This is a genomic window from Winogradskyella sp. KYW1333 (assembly GCF_003335675.1).
Classification (GTDB): domain Bacteria; phylum Bacteroidota; class Bacteroidia; order Flavobacteriales; family Flavobacteriaceae; genus Winogradskyella.
Map to the genome: position 1 here is coordinate 86,145 of NZ_QPHL01000011.1, position 19,054 is coordinate 105,198.

Annotated in this window: 19 protein-coding genes; 11 read left to right on the forward strand and 8 right to left on the reverse strand. The window is 33.9% G+C overall.

Features of this window, described 5'->3' with window-relative positions:
- The first annotated feature begins 41 nt into the window (after nucleotides 1–41).
- The 10 genes from rpsK (at nucleotide 42) to DUZ96_RS02240 (ending at nucleotide 12,357) form a co-directional block, all read left to right on the forward strand.
- On the forward strand, nucleotides 42–425 hold the full coding sequence (rpsK, locus tag DUZ96_RS02195) for a 30S ribosomal protein S11 (protein ID WP_114300039.1): 384 nt from the start codon (nucleotides 42–44) through the stop codon (nucleotides 423–425).
- A gap of 132 nt (nucleotides 426–557) precedes the next feature.
- Nucleotides 558–1,163 (forward strand): 30S ribosomal protein S4, encoded by a 606-nt coding sequence (rpsD, locus tag DUZ96_RS02200; protein ID WP_114300041.1) that lies wholly within the window; start codon nucleotides 558–560, stop codon nucleotides 1,161–1,163.
- A 96-nt stretch (nucleotides 1,164–1,259) separates the two neighbouring features.
- Complete coding sequence (locus DUZ96_RS02205) at nucleotides 1,260–2,252, forward strand: DNA-directed RNA polymerase subunit alpha (RefSeq protein ID WP_114300043.1); 993 nt, start codon at nucleotides 1,260–1,262, stop codon at nucleotides 2,250–2,252.
- Nucleotides 2,253–2,319: 67 nt separating this feature from the next.
- Nucleotides 2,320–2,793, forward strand: coding sequence for a 50S ribosomal protein L17 (gene rplQ / locus DUZ96_RS02210; protein WP_114300045.1), 474 nt, complete (start codon nucleotides 2,320–2,322; stop codon nucleotides 2,791–2,793).
- An 81-nt stretch (nucleotides 2,794–2,874) separates the two neighbouring features.
- Nucleotides 2,875–3,522: a hypothetical protein gene (locus DUZ96_RS02215; protein WP_114300047.1), complete on the forward strand. Its 648-nt coding sequence runs from the start codon at nucleotides 2,875–2,877 to the stop codon at nucleotides 3,520–3,522.
- 23 nt (nucleotides 3,523–3,545) lie between these two features.
- The gene (gene carA / locus DUZ96_RS02220) at nucleotides 3,546–4,649 is read left to right on the forward strand and encodes a glutamine-hydrolyzing carbamoyl-phosphate synthase small subunit (protein WP_114300049.1); all 1,104 of its coding nucleotides are present in this window, start codon (nucleotides 3,546–3,548) and stop codon (nucleotides 4,647–4,649) included.
- A 153-nt stretch (nucleotides 4,650–4,802) separates the two neighbouring features.
- On the forward strand, nucleotides 4,803–6,092 hold the full coding sequence (gene eno / locus DUZ96_RS02225; protein ID WP_114300051.1) for a phosphopyruvate hydratase: 1,290 nt from the start codon (nucleotides 4,803–4,805) through the stop codon (nucleotides 6,090–6,092).
- A 224-nt stretch (nucleotides 6,093–6,316) separates the two neighbouring features.
- Nucleotides 6,317–9,937, forward strand: a complete 3,621-nt coding sequence (locus tag DUZ96_RS02230; RefSeq protein WP_114300054.1) for a reprolysin-like metallopeptidase — start codon at nucleotides 6,317–6,319, stop codon at nucleotides 9,935–9,937.
- 157 nt (nucleotides 9,938–10,094) lie between these two features.
- On the forward strand, nucleotides 10,095–11,381 hold the full coding sequence (locus DUZ96_RS02235; protein ID WP_114300056.1) for a citrate synthase: 1,287 nt from the start codon (nucleotides 10,095–10,097) through the stop codon (nucleotides 11,379–11,381).
- Between the two features lie 61 nt (nucleotides 11,382–11,442).
- Complete coding sequence (locus DUZ96_RS02240) at nucleotides 11,443–12,357, forward strand: dimethylarginine dimethylaminohydrolase family protein (RefSeq protein WP_114300058.1); 915 nt, start codon at nucleotides 11,443–11,445, stop codon at nucleotides 12,355–12,357.
- A gap of 14 nt (nucleotides 12,358–12,371) precedes the next feature.
- Here the strand turns inward: DUZ96_RS02240 and DUZ96_RS02245 are convergent, their stop codons facing one another.
- The 4 genes from DUZ96_RS02245 to DUZ96_RS02260 are packed head-to-tail and all read right to left on the reverse strand — an operon-like array spanning nucleotide 12,372 to nucleotide 15,849.
- Nucleotides 12,372–13,247 carry a sterol desaturase family protein gene (locus DUZ96_RS02245; RefSeq protein ID WP_114300060.1) on the reverse strand — a complete coding sequence of 292 codons (876 nt, stop codon included), beginning with the start codon at nucleotides 13,245–13,247 and terminating at the stop codon, nucleotides 12,372–12,374.
- Nucleotides 13,248–13,259: 12 nt separating this feature from the next.
- Complete coding sequence (locus tag DUZ96_RS02250; protein WP_181855215.1) at nucleotides 13,260–14,171, reverse strand: sulfurtransferase; 912 nt, start codon at nucleotides 14,169–14,171, stop codon at nucleotides 13,260–13,262.
- On the reverse strand, nucleotides 14,155–14,628 hold the full coding sequence (locus DUZ96_RS02255; RefSeq protein WP_114300063.1) for a monoheme cytochrome C: 474 nt from the start codon (nucleotides 14,626–14,628) through the stop codon (nucleotides 14,155–14,157). Before DUZ96_RS02255 ends, DUZ96_RS02250 begins: the two co-directional genes overlap by 17 nt.
- The gene (locus DUZ96_RS02260) at nucleotides 14,629–15,849 is read right to left on the reverse strand and encodes a sulfite oxidase (protein WP_114300065.1); all 1,221 of its coding nucleotides are present in this window, start codon (nucleotides 15,847–15,849) and stop codon (nucleotides 14,629–14,631) included. It abuts the gene before it with no gap.
- 135 nt (nucleotides 15,850–15,984) lie between these two features.
- On the opposite strand from DUZ96_RS02260, the gene DUZ96_RS02265 reads away from it, so the two are divergent.
- The gene (locus DUZ96_RS02265) at nucleotides 15,985–16,674 is read left to right on the forward strand and encodes a hypothetical protein (RefSeq protein WP_258774291.1); all 690 of its coding nucleotides are present in this window, start codon (nucleotides 15,985–15,987) and stop codon (nucleotides 16,672–16,674) included.
- A 36-nt stretch (nucleotides 16,675–16,710) separates the two neighbouring features.
- Here DUZ96_RS02265 and DUZ96_RS02270 read toward each other — a convergent pair whose 3' ends face one another.
- The 4 genes from DUZ96_RS02270 to DUZ96_RS02285 are packed head-to-tail and all read right to left on the reverse strand — an operon-like array spanning nucleotide 16,711 to nucleotide 19,043.
- Nucleotides 16,711–16,977 carry an acyl-CoA-binding protein gene (locus tag DUZ96_RS02270; RefSeq protein WP_114300067.1) on the reverse strand — a complete coding sequence of 89 codons (267 nt, stop codon included), beginning with the start codon at nucleotides 16,975–16,977 and terminating at the stop codon, nucleotides 16,711–16,713.
- A complete protein-coding gene (locus DUZ96_RS02275; protein ID WP_114300069.1) occupies nucleotides 16,977–17,627 on the reverse strand; it encodes a phosphatidylserine decarboxylase family protein in 651 nt (216 codons plus the stop codon). Before DUZ96_RS02275 ends, DUZ96_RS02270 begins: the two co-directional genes overlap by 1 nt.
- Nucleotides 17,617–18,435, reverse strand: coding sequence for a phosphatidate cytidylyltransferase (locus DUZ96_RS02280; RefSeq protein ID WP_114300071.1), 819 nt, complete (start codon nucleotides 18,433–18,435; stop codon nucleotides 17,617–17,619). The genes DUZ96_RS02275 and DUZ96_RS02280 overlap by 11 nt, the downstream gene beginning before the upstream one ends.
- Nucleotides 18,435–19,043, reverse strand: a complete 609-nt coding sequence (locus tag DUZ96_RS02285) for an LUD domain-containing protein (RefSeq protein WP_114300073.1) — start codon at nucleotides 19,041–19,043, stop codon at nucleotides 18,435–18,437. The genes DUZ96_RS02280 and DUZ96_RS02285 overlap by 1 nt, the downstream gene beginning before the upstream one ends.
- Nucleotides 19,044–19,054 lie beyond the last annotated feature (11 nt).

A 19,054-nucleotide genomic window follows, 5' to 3' on the forward strand; every position in this document is an offset into this window, starting at 1 on the left:
GATTCTAACAACTAAAAGCTAACAACTAGAAACTAAAAAACATGGCAAAGTCAAGTACAAAAAAACGTAAAGTAATTGTTGATGCAATAGGAGAGGCGCATATCACAGCATCTTTTAACAACATCATCGTTTCTTTAACAAACAAAAAAGGTGACGTAATTTCATGGTCATCGGCTGGTAAAATGGGCTTTAGAGGTTCTAAAAAGAATACTCCTTATGCAGCTCAGTTAGCAGCAGAAGATGCAGCGGCAGTAGCAAAAGAAGCTGGATTGAAGAAAGTAAAGGTTTATGTAAAAGGTCCTGGTAACGGTAGAGAATCTGCTATCAGATCAATTCATAATTCAGGTATAGAAGTTTCAGAAATCATTGATGTAACTCCATTACCACATAACGGTTGTCGTCCACCTAAAAGACGTAGGGTATAAGGTAGGCTAATTCACATTTAATGTGTAATTTTGCAGACTGAAAAATTAATCAAGTATAACTGAGAGATTAACGATTGTAAGAGGATAAGTTTAAGACCTTAATTTTACAATCACTCTCAAATTAAATTTAAAATGGCAAGATATACTGGTCCTAAAACTAAAATAGCTAGAAAATTTGGTCAAGCTATATTCGGAGAAGATAAAGCCTTCGATAAAAGAAACTATCCTCCTGGTCAACACGGCCCAAACAAAAGAAGAGGTAAAAAATCTGAGTATGCTATCCAATTAATGGAGAAGCAAAAAGCAAAATATACTTACGGTATATTAGAAAAGCAGTTCAGAAATATGTTCAAGAGAGCTACTGCAGCTCCTGGTATTACTGGTGAGGTATTACTTCAATTTTGTGAATCTCGTTTAGATAACGTGGTATATAGAATGGGTGTTGCTCCAACGAGAAGTGGTGCAAGACAATTAGTATCTCATAGACACATTACTGTAAATGGTGAAAAGGTGAATATTCCTTCTTATCAATTAAAAGCAGGAGATGTTGTTGGTGTTAGAGAGAAGTCAAAATCACTAGAAGCTATTCAACATTCATTAGCTAACTCAAGCAATGTTTACGAATGGATCACTTGGAACAACGATAAAATGGAAGGAACCTATGTTTCTGTTCCAGCAAGAATCCAAATACCAGAGCAAATCAACGAGCAATTTATCGTTGAACTTTACTCTAAATAATAAAACTAATCATATTGGTATTTAGCCAAAGGGTTTATTAGTGGTCTTCAAACTAATATACCGCGCAACTAAATAACAATTAAAACGAAGACAAAAATGGCAATATTAAATTTTCAGAAACCCGACAAAGTAATCATGATTGATTCTACTGATTTCGAAGGTAAATTCGAATTCAGACCATTAGAACCAGGTTATGGTTTAACAGTAGGTAATGCATTAAGAAGAGTATTATTATCTTCTTTAGAAGGATTCGCAATTACATCAGTAAGAATAGAAGGCGTAGATCACGAATTTTCTACAATCTCTGGTGTTGTTGAGGATGTAACTGAAATGATTTTGAACTTAAAGCAAGTAAACTTTAAGCGTCAAATTGATGAAATTGATAACGAAACTGTTACGATTTCAATCTCTGGACAAGAGCAAATCACAGCTGGTGATTTTCAAAAGTTCATTTCTGGTTTCCAAGTTTTAAATACAGATCTAGTAATCTGTAACTTAGATCCGAAAGTTAACATCAACATGGAACTAACTATCGAAAAAGGTAGAGGTTATGTTCCTGCTGAAGAAAACAAAAAAGCATCTGCACCTGTAGGTACTATTTTTACTGATTCAATCTACACACCGATCAAAAATGTTAAGTATAGCATTGAGAATTTCCGTGTAGAGCAAAAGACAGATTACGAAAAACTAATTTTCGAAATCATTACTGACGGATCAATTCACCCGAAAGATGCTTTGACTGAAGCAGCTAAAATATTAATTCACCACTTCATGTTATTCTCAGATGAACGTATAACATTAGAAGCTGATGAAATTGCTCAAACGGAAACTTATGATGAAGAATCACTTCACATGAGACAACTATTGAAAACTAAATTAGTTGATATGGATCTTTCTGTACGTGCATTAAACTGTTTAAAAGCAGCTGAAGTAGATACTTTAGGAGATTTGGTGTCATTCAACAAAAACGATTTAATGAAATTCAGAAACTTCGGTAAGAAGTCTTTAACAGAGCTAGAGGAATTAGTGAGCGTTAAAGGGCTTAACTTCGGAATGGATTTAAGTAAATACAAATTAGACAAAGATTAATTATAAACTCCTTTATATTTTGCTCCTCAAAAGGGTTGAAGCAAGATAAAGGTTTAAAACAAGAGTCATGAGACACGGAAAAAAATTCAACCATTTAGGCAGAAAGACTGCGCATAGAAAAGCTATGTTGGCAAATATGGCATGTTCGTTAATTGAACATAAGCGTATTAATACAACAACGGCTAAAGCTAAAGCTTTGAAGCAGTTTATTGAACCAATGATTACTAAGTCTAAAACAGATACAACTCACAATAGACGTATTGTATTTTCTAGATTGAGACAAAAAGAGGCTGTTGCAGAATTGTTTAGAGATGTTGCTGCAAAGGTAGGTGATCGTCCAGGTGGTTATACGCGTATTATCAAATTAGGTAATAGACTAGGTGATAATGCAGATATGGCAATGATTGAATTAGTAGATTACAATGAGCTTTACAACGCTGGTAAACCTGCTAAGAAAACAACTCGTAGAAGTAGAAGAGGTGGTAAGAAGGCAACAACTGTTCCACCAGTTGATACTAATGCTTCAAACGAAGAAGAATAAATGTTAATAAGCATTAATAAATATCAAGGATAAACTTTTTAGGTTTATCCTTTTTTTTTGGAATTTTGTGAAAATCAAATTATGAGGATTTCTTTAATTATTATTTTCTTCATTGGACTTCTCGCAAGAGCGCAAAACCTGCCTGCTGTAGATATAGTTAGTGAGTCTGGTTTTATTGTCAACGATGCCAATTCTGAACTAGGAATTGAAGGTTCTGTCTATCTTAACGAAAGTTGGGATACTGTTGCTGAAGTTATCACACCAGAAGATAAAAGTTATTCAATAAAGGCGATCAATTATAACGTAAAGCTAGAAACCTTTGTTGTAAAATCTGAAGAGGGTAAGTTGCTCACGCTCAACAATGAAAAAGTAAAATATATAAAATATAATTCATCAATATTTGAAGTTATAGGTGATAAGTATTTTGAGCAATTTTCAAAAGGTGAAATCAATATTTTCAAATCATATTATTTGGTGACTATATCTGGTGCAATAGATCCAATGACAAAGGATAAGCTTACCAATGATAAATATGCTATTAAATCAAAACTTCATCTGATGGAAGGTGATGATTTGATAGAATTTAAACCTACAAAGAAGAATATTTTCAAACTCTTTTCTAAGGAGAAGGCAAGTATGGTTAAAAGCCACATGAAAAAGCAGAACCTTTCGATAAGAGATGAGGATGAATTAAAACAAATATTAAACTATTATTCGACATTAAAATAATTGAAATAGAAAAAAGAAAGCAAATGAAATACAAATCGAGAAAAAAAGCACTGATATTATTGGCTGACGGCACAATATTCTATGGAAAATCAATAGGTAAAGAAGGTAGTGCATTTGGTGAAGTGTGTTTTAATACTGGTACAACAGGTTACCAGGAAATTTTTACGGATCCTTCTTATTATGGTCAGTTAATGGTGACGACCAATGCACATATTGGAAATTATGGCACAAAAGAAGATGAAAACCAATCGGATACTGTTAAGATAGCTGGTTTGATTTGTAAGAATTTCAGTTTCGAATATTCCCGACCTGGAGGTGATGTATCTTTAGAAGATTACTTTGAAAATCATAATACATTAGCCATCTCTGATGTTGATACGCGAGCTCTTGTGAGCTATATAAGAGATAATGGTGCTATGAATGCTGTGATTTCAACTGATGTAGATAATATCGATGGTCTTAAGAAGCAGTTGGCAGAGCAACCAAACATGGAAGGTTTAGAGTTGGCTTCAAAGGTATCTACAAAAGAACCGTATTTCTTTGGTGATGAAAATGCTACGTATAAAATTTCAGCGTTAGATATAGGTATTAAAAAGAACATTCTTGTAAACTTGGCAACAAGAGACGCCTATATAAAAGTATTTCCTCACAATTCTAAGTTTGAAGATTTAGAAGCTTTTAATCCTGATGGATATTTTATTTCAAATGGACCAGGTGATCCGGAGCCATTGTTAGAAGCACAAGATGTTGCGAGAGAGATAATAAAAAGGGATAAACCATTATTTGGTATTTGTCTAGGGCATCAAGTTATTGCATTAGCCAACGGTATTTCAACATATAAAATGCATAATGGTCATAGAGGTATTAATCACCCAGTAAAAAACTTGATTACAGGTAAGGGTGAAATTACTTCTCAAAACCATGGATTTGCAATTAATAGAGAGGAGACAGAGGCGAATCCCAATGTAGAGATCACCCATTTGCATTTAAATGACAATACGGTTGCTGGCATTAAAGTAAAAGATAAGAATTGTTTCTCGGTACAATACCATCCAGAGGCAAGCCCTGGTCCAAATGATTCCATTTATCTATTTGACCAGTTTTTAGAGAATATTAAGAACGCTTAGCAAATAAAAAACGCAATAAAACTTATTCTTTATTGCGTTTTTTTAGTTACGAAAACATTATAGTAAATATTAATCGCAAATATGATTTTTGTTGGGTTTAACGCTGGAGATTTTCGTAATTTTGAATCAAATCAATAATAAAAATATTTAGAAATGAGCATTATAATTAATGTACACGCTAGACAAATTTTAGATTCTAGAGGTAATCCTACAGTAGAAGTAGATGTAATAACAGAAAGTGGTGTTTTAGGAAGAGCTGCAGTTCCGTCTGGAGCTTCAACTGGTGAGCACGAAGCTGTTGAGCTTAGAGATGGTGGAGACACTTATATGGGTAAAGGCGTTTTAAAAGCTGTAGAGAATGTTAATTCTATAATCGCTCAAGAATTATTAGGTATATCTGTATTCGAACAAAACATGATCGATAAATTAATGATAGATCTAGACGGAACACCAAACAAATCAAAGTTAGGGGCTAATGCTATTTTGGGTGTGTCTTTGGCAGTAGCTAAAGCGGCAGCAAATGAATTAGGAATGCCTTTATACAGATATGTTGGTGGTGTATCAGCCAACACATTACCATTACCAATGATGAATATTATTAACGGTGGTTCTCATAGTGATGCACCAATTGCATTTCAGGAGTTTATGGTAATGCCAGTAAAAGCAGAAAATTTCACTCATGCAATGCAAATGGGTACTGAGATTTTCCATAACCTTAAAAAGGTATTACACGATAGAGGATTAAGTACTGCCGTTGGTGATGAAGGTGGATTTGCACCAACTTTAGACGGTACAGAAGATGCTTTAGATACAATAGCTAAGGCTGTTGAGAAGGCAGGTTATAAGTTTGGAGAAGAAGTCATGATTGCTTTAGATTGTGCTGCTGCAGAATTCTATAAGGATGGTAAATACGATTACACATTGTTTGAAGGTGATACAGGTGTTGTAAGAACAAGTGCTGAACAAGCAGCTTATTTAGCAGAGTTGGCAGCAAAGTATCCAATTATATCAATCGAGGATGGTATGGATGAAAATGATTGGGATGGGTGGAAAGACTTAACAGACCGTATTGGTGATAAAGTTCAATTGGTTGGAGACGATTTATTCGTAACTAATGTAGAACGTTTATCGCGTGGTATTGATAATGGCATTGCGAACTCTATCCTTATTAAAGTAAACCAAATAGGTTCTTTAACTGAAACTATAGCGGCTGTTAATATGGCAAAGAACGCAGGTTATACTTGTGTAATGTCACACAGATCGGGTGAAACTGAGGATAATACTATTGCGGATTTAGCTGTAGCATTAAATACTGGTCAGATAAAAACAGGTTCGGCTTCTCGTAGTGATCGTATGGCAAAATACAACCAACTTCTAAGAATTGAAGAAGAACTTGGCGATGTTGCTTATTTTCCACAAGAAAAGGCATTTAAAGTGAAGTAATTAATACTATATACTTTTGACAAAGGCAGCATGTTAATGTTGCCTTTTTTGTTTTAAAATTCTTACAATATTTCGAAAAATAGAACAGATAAACGATAAAATATTACATTTTATCGTAAAAAATACGCAAATTTCCTTGGTTTTAACTATTTAAATTCCAATATTTATACCGCCAAATTAAAAGTTAGATTTACTTTTAACTACAATCACAAATTCAACCTACTATGAAACGTGCACTACTCACGATGTTATCATTAATTATGGTATTGCCATTTTTTGCCCAAAATCATAAAGATGTTTGGACCAAAAAACAAGAATCAGAGCTTACTCAAAAATCACGAAATTTAGAACGTGTAATTACTCTTAATAAGTACGAAATCTTTTCTTTGAATTTAAATCAGTTAAGGTCGAGTATTAACGCTGCTCCAAAAAGAATTTCAAATAGCTTAGCTGGTAGCAATACAATAATGAAGTTTCCAAATTCAGATGGAAGTATGGAGAATTATCGGGTCCAAAAAACCGATGTAATGCATCCTGATTTAGCAGTAAAGTACCCAGGTATTTCTACTTACTATGGTCAGAGTATTTCTAATCCTTTAAACAAGATTTATTTTACGATTACTTCTCAAGGGTTTAGAGGTTTAATTACAGGAGAGAGAACGGTTTATATCGATCCTTACGCAAAAGGAGATGTACAAAATTACGTTGTCTACAATAGAAAGGATTATACCAGAATTCAATCTGATAATTGGAGATGTTATGCTGATGAAGTCGAAAATGAAGTTAATGAGAATTTCGATTCAAGAATTATAGATCGAAATATACAGGATGGCAGACTTAGACAATATGAGATTGCCATTGCTTGTACATCAGAATATACAGCCTACCATGATGATGGTGATAATGGTAACGGTGATGCAAAGGCTGATGCTTTAGCGGCAATGGTTATTACTGTAGCACGTGTTAATTCTGTTTTTGAAAGAGATTTTGCTGTCACTTTTCAATTGGTAGCTAATAATGATTTATTGATTTATGAAAATGGATTTACAACAGGAGGAGACCCTGAGCCTTATGATAATTATAGTGGTAGCCAGATGTTGGGAGTTAATACCTCAAATATTTCAGGTATAATAGGATCTGGTGGATATGATATTGGTCATGTATTTAGTACAGGTGGTGGAGGTATTGCCGGAACAAGCCCTTGTGCAACGTCATCAAAGGGACGAGGCGTAACAGGTATTGTAACACCAGAGTTTGATCCTTTTGATATTGATTATGTATCGCATGAAATAGGTCATCAATATGGTGCTGGCCATACCTATTATAACGCATGTTTTGGTTCTAAGGTGAGTGATGATTACGAACCTGGAAGTGCCTCAACTATTATGGGTTATGCTGGTATTTGTGCATCTAATGTACAAGATAATAGTGATGGATATTTTCATGCACGTAGTATTGTACAAATGTCTGCATCTATCTTGGCAGATGCTTGTGAAACAGAAATCATAATCGCAAATGCTGATCCAACAGCGGATGCTGGTTCAAATTATACGATACCAATTTCTACCCCATTTATTTTGGATGCAAGTGGTTCATCAGATCCAGATGCTGGAGATGTATTGACATATAATTGGGAACAATACGATAATGATGGTACTTACACACAACCACCACTGTCTACTAATGCTGGCGGTCCAGTTTTTAGAACTAACTTCCCTGTTGCAGATCCAACAAGAACGTTTCCAAATTTGGAAGCTGTTATAAATAACGAAACACCTACTTGGGAAGTTTTACCAAGTGTTGGAAGACAATTAGACTTTAGATTAACGGTTAGAGATAATTCTATTCTTGGAGGGCAAACTGATCAAGATGATACTGTTATAACCGTGTCTTCATCGGCAGGTCCATTCTTAGTGACATCACCTAATACAGGAAGCGAAATATGGTATGTGGGAGAGACTAAGACGATCACTTGGGATGTGAATAATACGGCTTCTTTATCCTCTAATGTTAATATTCTTTTATCAACGGATGGTGGTTATACATATCCTGTTACCCTAGCGTCTAGTGTGAGTAATGATGGGTTTCAAGATATTGTAGTACCAGATAATGTAGGCGTTACAAATAGAATTAAAATAGAAGCTTCCAGTAATATATTCTTTGATTTATCTAATGCGGATTTTGAGATTAAAGCAGGAACATTTGAAATCACAGCCTCAAATCCGACGGTATCAGTATGTCAACCAGCTGACGCTGTATTTAATTTAAATTACAATCCTGCACCAGCATTTTCTGAAAATGTGCAGTTTTCTGCCATAGGATTACCTGGTGGTACTATTGCTAATTTTACACCAAATTCATTGAATACGGCAGGTGCATTTAGCATGACCATATCTAACACTGGAACAGTGTCAACAGGAAATTATCCGATAACTGTGCAAGGTAAAGGGCAATCTACTTTTGTTACTGAAACTTACGAGGTATTGCTTAATGTTTTTGATAATAACATCGGAGCGGTTTCACTTTTTTCACCTGTTAATGGTGCTCAAAATCAATCTTCCGATTTATTGCTTACATGGGATTCTTTAACTAGTGCTTCACAATACGATATTGAGATTTCAGATGCCCCTGATTTCTCTTCAGTTATTGAATCCGCTACTGTGGTTAACGCAACAGAATATCAAACAACCAATTTGCTTGCTGGAACTATTTATTATTGGAGGGTTAAGCCAGAAAATACTTGTTTAGCCGGTAACTTTGGTGAGATATATGTATTCCAGACGGCTAATGACGTATGCAACACCTATGATAATGAGTATTTTGAAAATGGGGATAATACTTGGGAAACCTTCTCAAATAATGCGGTTAGTGCAAGAGTTGATGTGCCAGATGATATTATTGTTAATGAAGTTACCTTTTACATGGATGCCACACACAGTGATGTAGGTGACATTAAAATGCAATTTAGTTCTCCAACAGGCATATTCGCTGAGGTCTATAATCGCGATTGTGCTGACGGAAATAGTTTTGATGTTACGTTTACAGATTCTGGATCGTCCTTATCATGTTCCGGAACACCACAAGTAAGTGGTAATGTATTACCGAGTCAAGCTTTTACTAGATTTAATGGCACGAGTGGGCAAGGAACTTGGGTGTTATTAGCTACTGATAGAACATCTAATTCAGCAGGAGGTACGTTTAATCAATTTAGTGTTACTATATGTGGTAAATTACAGATTGTTAATGATGTTACTATTGTCAATAAAACTGATATTACTTTAGATGAAGGAACTTCTACGGTTATTAATTTAACTGAATTAGAAGTAGCTCAACCTGTAGCAACAAATAATGATCTTAATTACGTTATTACTCAAGTTCCAGTTAATGGAGTACTATTATTAAATGCAATGCCTATTAGCATAGGAGACACATTTTCACAAACTGATATTCAAAATGGTTTGCTATCGTATTCGCACGGTGGAGCAAATGTTGATCCTGATAGTTTTAAGTTTTCAGTAGAAGGAAATAATAGTGCAATACTTGGTAATCAACAATTCAATTTTAATATACAACCTGTGTTAGGTACAGAAGAGTTTAATAGTAATGATGTATTGGTTTACCCTAATCCGAATAAGGGAGACTTCAACATCGTTATGAATAGGGAATTTCAAGATGTTAATATTCAATTATTTGATATCCAAGGACGAGAAATATTTAATAAAAAACATGGTGTTGATTCTAACACTATAAATATTAACAATATTAATCTATCTAGTGGTGTCTACCTTCTAAGAATTAATGCCGATGGAAATGTGCTAGACAAAAAACTTGTTATTAAAAAATAGCTTAGTTTTTTAGAATTTCAAAGCCGAAATCGAACATAGGATTTCGGCTTTTTTTGTAATCAAATTTCTGTTAAAAGGGTTATAATTCCCCTAGCGAAATCATTTGATATTTTGTAATTTTACAGTCCTTTTAAAATTAATACTCAATAATATAAAAATGGCAAATAAAGCTACACTAGAAATTGATGGTCAGAAGTATGAATTCCCATTGGTAAGAGGTACTGAAAATGAAGTTGCAATAAATTTAAAAACCTTAAGAAATGCGACAGGAGGAGTTATTACTTTAGACCCTGGATATAAGAATACAGGTAGTTGTGAAAGTGCTATTACATTTTTAGATGGTGAAAAAGGGATTTTAAGATATAGAGGCTATTCAATTGAGGAATTAGCGGAGAAAGCAGATTTCCTTGAAGTTGCTTATCTACTAATTTTTGGAGAATTACCAAATCAAGAACAGTTAGATAAATTTCATACAGATATCAAGGCAAAATCCTTAGTAGATGATGACATAAAAAAAATATTAGATGCTTTTCCAAAGTCTGCACATCCAATGGGAGTATTATCTTCATTGACAAGTGCATTAACAGCTTTTTATCCATCGCCAGTAGATGTTAGCTCAGAACAGGCAATGTATGATTCTATTGTTAGGATATTAGGAAAATTCCCAATTCTTGTTGCTTGGACCATGAGAAAGAAGCACGGTCTGCCTTTAGAATACGGAGATGACAAACTAGGATATGTAGAAAATATCCTTAAAATGATGTTTAAAAAGCCAAATAGTGAGTACGAACAAAACCCTATTTTGGTGGATGCTTTAGATAAGCTATTAATTTTACATGCAGACCATGAACAGAATTGTTCTACGTCTACAGTTAGAATCACTGGTTCTTCTCATGCTGGCTTATTTGTATCTCTTGCATCTGGTATTTCCGCATTATGGGGACCATTACATGGTGGTGCTAATCAGGCCGTATTGGAAATGCTTGAAGCAATAAAGGAAGATGGTGGAGATACAAAGAAGTATATGGCTAAGGCTAAAGATAAAAATGATCCGTTCCGTTTAATGGGATTCGGTCATAGAGTTTATAAAAACTTTGACCCAAGAGCTCGAATTATAAAAAAAGCAGCCGATGAGGTTTTGGGAGATTTGGGTGTAGAAGATCCTATTTTAGATATCGCAAAAGGACTAGAACAAGAAGCTTTGAAAGATCCATATTTTGTTGAAAGAAAATTATACCCAAATGTAGATTTCTATTCAGGAATTATTTATCGTGCCATGGGAATTCCTGTTGAAATGTTCACAGTAATGTTTGCACTTGGGCGTTTACCTGGTTGGATTGCACAATGGCGCGAAATGAGATTAAACAAAGAGCCTATTGGTAGACCAAGACAATTATATACTGGTGTAACTTATAGAGAATTTAAAGGTATAGATAAACGCTAATGATATTATTTGGCAATGGAAGCTTCATATCTCATATGAAGCTTTTTTTTAATTTTGACGCATGTTAAAACTGAATATTCAAAACGAAACATCACGATTACGAGCTGTGGTTTTAGGTACTGCAGAAAAAAGTGGTCCTATTCCAACTCCTGAGCAGGCTTACGACCCAAAATCCTTAGAACATATACTGGCTGGAACCTATCCTAAAGAAGAGGATATGATTAAAGAGATGGATGCCGTTTGTAAAGTCTTTGAAAAGTACGACGTCAAGGTATATCGTCCTGAGGTACTCGAAGACATTAATCAAATTTTTGCACGTGATATTGCTTTGGTTATTGATAATAAGATTATTGCCTGCAATATCTTACCAGACCGACAGGAAGAGATTGAGGCCATTCGTTATGTAATTGACCAAATAGATCGCAGAGATATAATAACTTTACCTCATGAAGCCCATATTGAAGGTGGTGATGTAATACTTCATAACGACTATATTTTTGTGGGTATTTATACTCGACCTGATTATAAAAACTTAATTACGGCTCGAACAAATAGTTTGGCAGTAAAGATGCTTCGAGACTATTTTCCTCACAAAACTGTGAAATCTTTTGAGTTACGCAAGAGTAATACAGACCCAAGAAACAATGCCTTGCATTTAGATTGCTGTTTCCAGCCTATTGGTAATGGAAAGGCAATTCTTCATAAGAACGGCTTTTTTATAGAAGAGGAATACGAATGGCTGATTAACTTTTTCGGTAAGGAAAATGTTTTTGAAATTACTAAGGACGAGATGTACAATATGAAAAGCAATATATTTTCTATTGCTCCAGATGTAGTGATCTCAGAAATTAATTTTGACCGTTTGAACACCTGGTTTGAAAAACAAGGTATTACCGTAGAAAAAGTTTCTTATGCTGAAGTTGGTAAACAAGGTGGTCTACTAAGATGCTCCACAATGCCACTTATAAGAGACTAATAAAAGTCTCTTATTTACTTCTTTTTATTCACAAAACCATAGGTGTTTTGTCCTATGAAATCATGAGGGAACTTGTCGTCACCTTTAAATCCTATTTCTATTGTTCCGCTATCTTCAGGAATATAGTTGGTTTTGAAAATGTAGTCCCAAAGACTTAGGCTAATTCCATAATTTACACCATGTTTACCTTCTGGTAAATGGAAGGCATGATGGTATAAATGCATTACCGGATTATTGAAGACGTACTTCAAAGGACCCCAAGTTATCTTAATATTTGAGTGATTAAGATGTCCTATAGCTATTGCAATAAAATGTACTATAAAAGCCTGCTCAGGTTCAAAACCACCAATCAACATTACTCCAAATGTTTTGAGAGGTTTGTACAAAATGTTTTCCATCCAATGGTATCTCAGGTGTGCCGCAAAGCCCATTTCTTTAACACTATGATGCACTTTATGAAAGTTCCATAGAAATTTATAACGGTGCAAAAGAACATGTGTAAACCATTGCACGAAGTCTAGAATTATAAAGAAAACAAATAATTGCAATGCAGGCGACCACTGCGATATGTCTATTATCGCTAAACTTTTGGCAGTAATATTGATTTCGCCAAAAAGCAAACCGATTATTTTATAAACACCACTAATGACAATGGAGAACATAAAAAAGTTAAAGAACATATAGAAGGCGTCTAACCAAAAATCACGTCTAAATATTAATTGGTTTTTTCGCCAAGGGAATGCGATTTCTAACACCCAAACAAAAAGCGAAATGGTAATCAGTCCCCAAAAATAATTTGTATACCATGGTACTTCAAAAATTATTGATTTCCATGTCCAATCTAACGTACCATTAAATGCATTGACAAAAGCGTCTAAATACTTTTCCATTTTAATTTTAATTTATTGGATGTGATCACTTACGGAGGGTAGGTCATTAAAATGACTCCACTCTGTCCACGATCCATCATAGTTCATAACATTTTTATATCCCAATAATTGAGTAAGTACAAAAGTTGTATTTGCTGAGCGCACACCACTATGACAATACAAAATTATTGAATCGGTTTTATTAATATTTAATTTATCGTATATATTTTTTAATTCCTCAATAGATTTAAGGCGTTTATTATCATCATAGTTGATATTTTTAGCCCAATCGATGTTTATGCTATTTGGGATTCTCCCTGGTTTTTTAGCACCTTTTTTATGGTATTTGCCAGTAAATTCATCATTGTTTCTTGTATCGATTAACACAGTATTACGCTGTAGGGCTTCATGAACTTTATTTTTAGAAACGTAATATTTCATGTAGGGTGTTTCATTAAATCTGAAATTCGATTTCGAAACTTCAGTGCCTTCCATTGTCGTCTCACCGTTAATGTTTTCCCAACCAACTATTCCACCATGTAAGATTTTCACATTATCATAGTTATAGTTCTGCAATATCCACCATAATCTTGAAGCTTCGCACATTCCATTATCATCATAAATTATGATAGTATCATCGTTATTAATACCTAGATTGCTTAATAGAGATTCCATTTGTTCCTTTTTGGCCATCATGCCGCCATATGGATAGCTTTTATCTTCAATATCATTTCTTGTAATATGTAAAGCACCTATTATATGACTATTTTCATAGTCTTCTCTTTTTCTAAAATCTAAAACTTTAATATTTGATTTATTAATTAAAGGTTTTAATTCTACAGCTTCAATTAAATAATTGTGGCTATCCTCAAATAGTGCTTTATCTTGGTTTTTTTGGCAAGACAAGAAGATTATAAAAATTAAGACACTATTCTTCCAACTCATACCATTCCACATTTGTTAAAATCATTCGTCTACCTTTTTTGACAGGTGGATAATTGGTAACCAAATAATTAACTATAATCTCGTGATTACCACCTAAATCCCAAAGGTTCTGAGTTTCTTGCATCCATTTAATTGTTGTATTCCAACCATCAGCGTCCATTCTATTTTGTGTAACCAGCTTTGCTGAATGGCAGTTAGTACAATTATTTACAACTGTCATTAATCCTTCAGCTTCAACCAACCCTGTTCTTACATGAACACCGTTCTCTATGCGGTCGGAATCTTCTTCAAGTGAAACAGCAACGAGATTGCTCGTTTCTCTTTTTAAGCTAAACGCCTCAGGATTATTTGCATAATAAATTAAACTTCCACCCGATATTATAAACAATAGAAACAATACCATTAACAAATGATATATGCTCTTGACTTGAGAATTGAATGAAGGTTCTTTATCCATTTATTTCACTTTAACTGCAATTCTATGACAAGCATTGTTTAAGTATCCTTTTGGATTCCAACCTGGTAGTATCATTGGTTGGGCTTTATTATTAGAATCTGTCGCTCTTGCCCAAACTTCATAATATCCAGTTTTAGGAAAATCTATTGATGCAGAAAAATGTTGCCACGCTAATCTGTTGGCTGGTTTTTCAATATTACATTCAGTCCAAGTAGAACCAAAGTCTATAGAATATTCCATTTTGGTAACTTCCAATTCTCCTGCCCAAGCATGGCCTCTAATATTTAAAACTTTTCCTTTTTTAATTATCGCCCCAGATTTCGGATAAGTAATTAAGGATTTAACTGGCATGGATTCAATAATACACATGTTTTCATCCTTAACCTTTTCTCCTGGAGCTACTGTCTCACATGGTACTCTATACGCAGTACCTGTCATTTTTGCTCCATCGTGTACTATATCTCTAATACTAATTCTATTAACCCATTTGCCAGAAACTGATGCTGGCCAACCTCCTGCTACCAATCTAAGTGGATAACCATGTACAAATGGTATATCTTCACCATTCATTTTAAAAGCTAATAATGTTTCATCTTGTACTGCTTTAGATATTGGGCATCCCCTTGAGATTGCTTCCTTTGAAGGATCCATACTTAAATGTTGATCTATAGCATGGAATCCTATGTAAACTGCATTACTTTTAATTCCGGCATCTTCCAAAACATCACGTAATCGAACACCTGTCCAGGAAGCGCAATGTACCGCACCAACTGTCCATTGGTTACCTTTAGCTGGTGGATCAAACTCTGATCTTCCATTACCGCCACATTCTAAAGTTAATTGATAGGTGTGATGACTGAATTTAGTTTTTAATTCGTTTAGGGTATAAACTTTTTTATTTTTCACCGACTCACCATCAATAGTTAAGGTCCATTTTTTAGCATCAATATTTTCTGGAACCAATCCGTTGTTCCTAACAAACATGGAAGAATTCGGAGTGATTTTATCATCAAGTAAATGAGCCTGTGCCTCAATATTCCAAGGTTTATTATTAAGTACAATCATTTCCTTATCCTTGTTAAATAGCTTAAAGGGGTCTGAATCTTGTAATGCAATCGGTGTATACCCTTCCATTAATTTTGAACCGAATACAACTTCAGCACCGATTAACGTTGCAAATGATGATAAAGTTGTTTTTTTAACGAAGTCTCTTCTTTTCAAAACACTGCTTTTAATTGATTCTTCAATTTAACTCTAAAAGTTACTTTGATTGGTTGAAATACCAAGTAACACAAGTTACATAAAAAAGTCACCTATAATGGTAAATTGAGCAAATTCACATAAAATTAGATTGAAATGGACAATATTCAAAAAAACTTTGAGACAAGATTTACTGGTTGGGCTTTTATATTGGCCGCAATATTATTGTGGTTTGGTTGGGCATTGTCTCCACATCATATAGGAGAATATATTGTTGCCTCGGATTTTGAAGCGATTGGCGAAAGTGTTTGGACTTGGATTTGGATTTACCGTATACATATTTTTGGCTGGGTTACAATGGGTATTTCCTTATTTGCCTTGGTAGCGGCTACTACTCGAAAACCATATAGAGTTGTTATTTTACCTGGAGCAGGAATGGTTATAATTGGCACATTTACATTGGCTATTGCAAATGCTTATTTCTATAATTTTGGAGCTTGGGGTGTAGGTGAAACTGCTGGAAAAACTGCAATGGAAATTGAAGCGTTTGTTAATGATATTTTATATACAAACCAATATGTTACATGTTTTATTAGATTTGGGCGTGTTTTCTCTGGCGTAGGATTGGTACTATTAGGATTTACATTTATTAAATGGCATATGGTGAGTAAATTGTTAGGATGGTTTACTGCTCTTTTAGGATTAGCAGCGATGGTTGTTATTATGGGTATTTCTGATAATTTTGAAATTTACAAACCACTATTTCATGTTAAGGTATTATGGTTGGTTGCAATGGGTGCCGTGATTTTAAAAAATGGAATAAATTTGCCAAAAATTGAAGAGTAGTATATTCGGTCTATAAAATGCTAAACAACTAATCCTTTATTCTCTATATAAAAAGTAGTTGTTTACCAGTTTTATATATTTCTGTTTTGCTTCGTCTTGACTGATATTCTGTACTTGAAATAATGCGTTTGTTTTAAAAGCATTTATTATTGGCTTTTTGCTATTTGGCCTTCCATAGTCATTTGTGGCTTTTTTATAATAAGCATATAGACGTAACAGAAAATCTGCGGGGAAAGGTTCTGTGTGTTCGTTTACAAGCTCTACAGCATCCCTAAATTCTATTTCTAATTCTTTTGCAGTCATTACATTTCTGCTATAACACTCTCACCACCACGGACTTTTTGATTCAATTCAACTTTTATTTTGGCATCTAAAGGTAAAAATAAATCTACACGAGAACCAAATTTTATAAATCCAGAATCGTCACCTTGCGATACTAAGGAATTGGGTTTTGCATAGTTAACAATCCGTTTTGCTAATGCTCCAGCAATTTGTCTATAAAGGACTTTGCCAAATATTTTATTTTCAAGTACAACAGTTGTACGTTCATTTTCTTCACTAGCCTTGGGATGCCATGCTACTAAATATTTTCCAGGGTGATATTTTGAAAATGCAACATTTCCAGATATAGGATAACGTGTTACATGCACATTTAATGGAGACATAAAAACGGATACCTGTATGCGCTTGTCGTTAAATACTTCCTTTTCAAATACTTCTTCAATTACAACAACTTTTCCATCTACAGGTGATAAGACATGATTATCATCCGCGTGAGTATGTCGTTTTGGATTTCTAAAAAACTGAAGTATAAGTATGAAGAAAATTAAGACCCCAATCATTAAGCTTTTTCTTAGCAATTCAATAGTAATAAAACCATCTATTAAGAAAAATAATCCTACAACAATAATTAGAGAAACAAATATAATTTTATGACCTTCTTTATGAAACATAATTTAAAATTCTAAGGAATAAATAAATAAATGGTGATGCAAAGATAAGACTATCTAATCGGTCTAGTAAACCACCATGACCTGGCATAATTACACCACTGTCCTTAACACTAGCCTGCCGCTTAAATTTAGATTCAATTAAGTCTCCAAATGTCCCCATCACACTAACAATTATTGCTAAGATTAGCCAATTGGTAGAAGTTAGAGTTTTAGTATAATAGAAAATGAAGTAACTTGAAACACAGGCAAAAAACAGCCCACCTAAAAATCCTTCAACAGTTTTTTTTGGTGAGATACTTGGGAATAACTTTTGTTTTCCAAAATTCTTACCTATTAGATATGCGGCACTATCATTAAACCAAACTAGGATAAATCCACCTAATAAAAGAAGAGGGGTAAAGCTGTTGTTATAATTCGCGATTAATAACATAAAAACAAATCCACTTGTTAAATAAAATGTGGTTAGTATAAATCGTTTTGATTCAAAAAGCGGAATGTTATTTTCTGTAAATAAATCTTTGATTAAAAGAAGGTTAACGAAAATGGTTACAACAAGTAATATTTGAATAGCTTCGTTACTGGTTGATATGTTTTTCCATAAACAGATATACCAAAATGCAAAATAGATTAATAGAAATAGGACATATTGAATATAGGAATTTAGTTTTATTAACCTACTGAATTCTACTAGGCTCAAAATGCCGAAAATAGCCATTACAAATACTAAACCTATTTGATAGTACAGCGATCCTAGTAATAGTAATACATATATAATCCCAGAAATGGCTCTAATGGATAGCTCTTTCATTATAGATCTTCTAATAGAAGTAAGTATAAGTTTTTGGCGCTGCTACCGTAAGTTAAGAAGTCTTTATCCTCTGCAACCTTAAAATGTTTGATGGTAGTAATATTTGTTGGTATAGTAGCTTTACTTTTTTCCTTAATGCCCTTTAGTCCTTCACCAATGCTCTCTACAAATTGACTGGTAGTTGCATAAATTATGAAGTTGTGAGGTAATTCCTTTAATTTTTTTTCGGCAATCTGATTTGATGAGATTAATAGCGATCCGTCATCTGAAATTAAATACTCACAAGTTGAAAGAAAATAGGATGTCTCAGATATTTTTTTAGATTTTTTAAGATCAAATCCTTTAAACAATTCTTCTAATCTTTCATCAATAATAAAGGCCTTCTTATTATGCCAATTATTTTCAATTAGAATTGAATTGAAGCTATCCTTAATCTCATCCATGTTTTCACAATACAAAAACTTACCACCATTAGCTTTGAAATTTATTGTAAATCTCTCATCAGCAGGCAATTTGATTTCTGGCATATACTTGCCACGCTCTTCATTTGGTATAGTTTCTTCAGAAGGATCCTTTTTTTTTCCGAAGAGTTTACGAAATAAGCTCATTCAATTGTCGC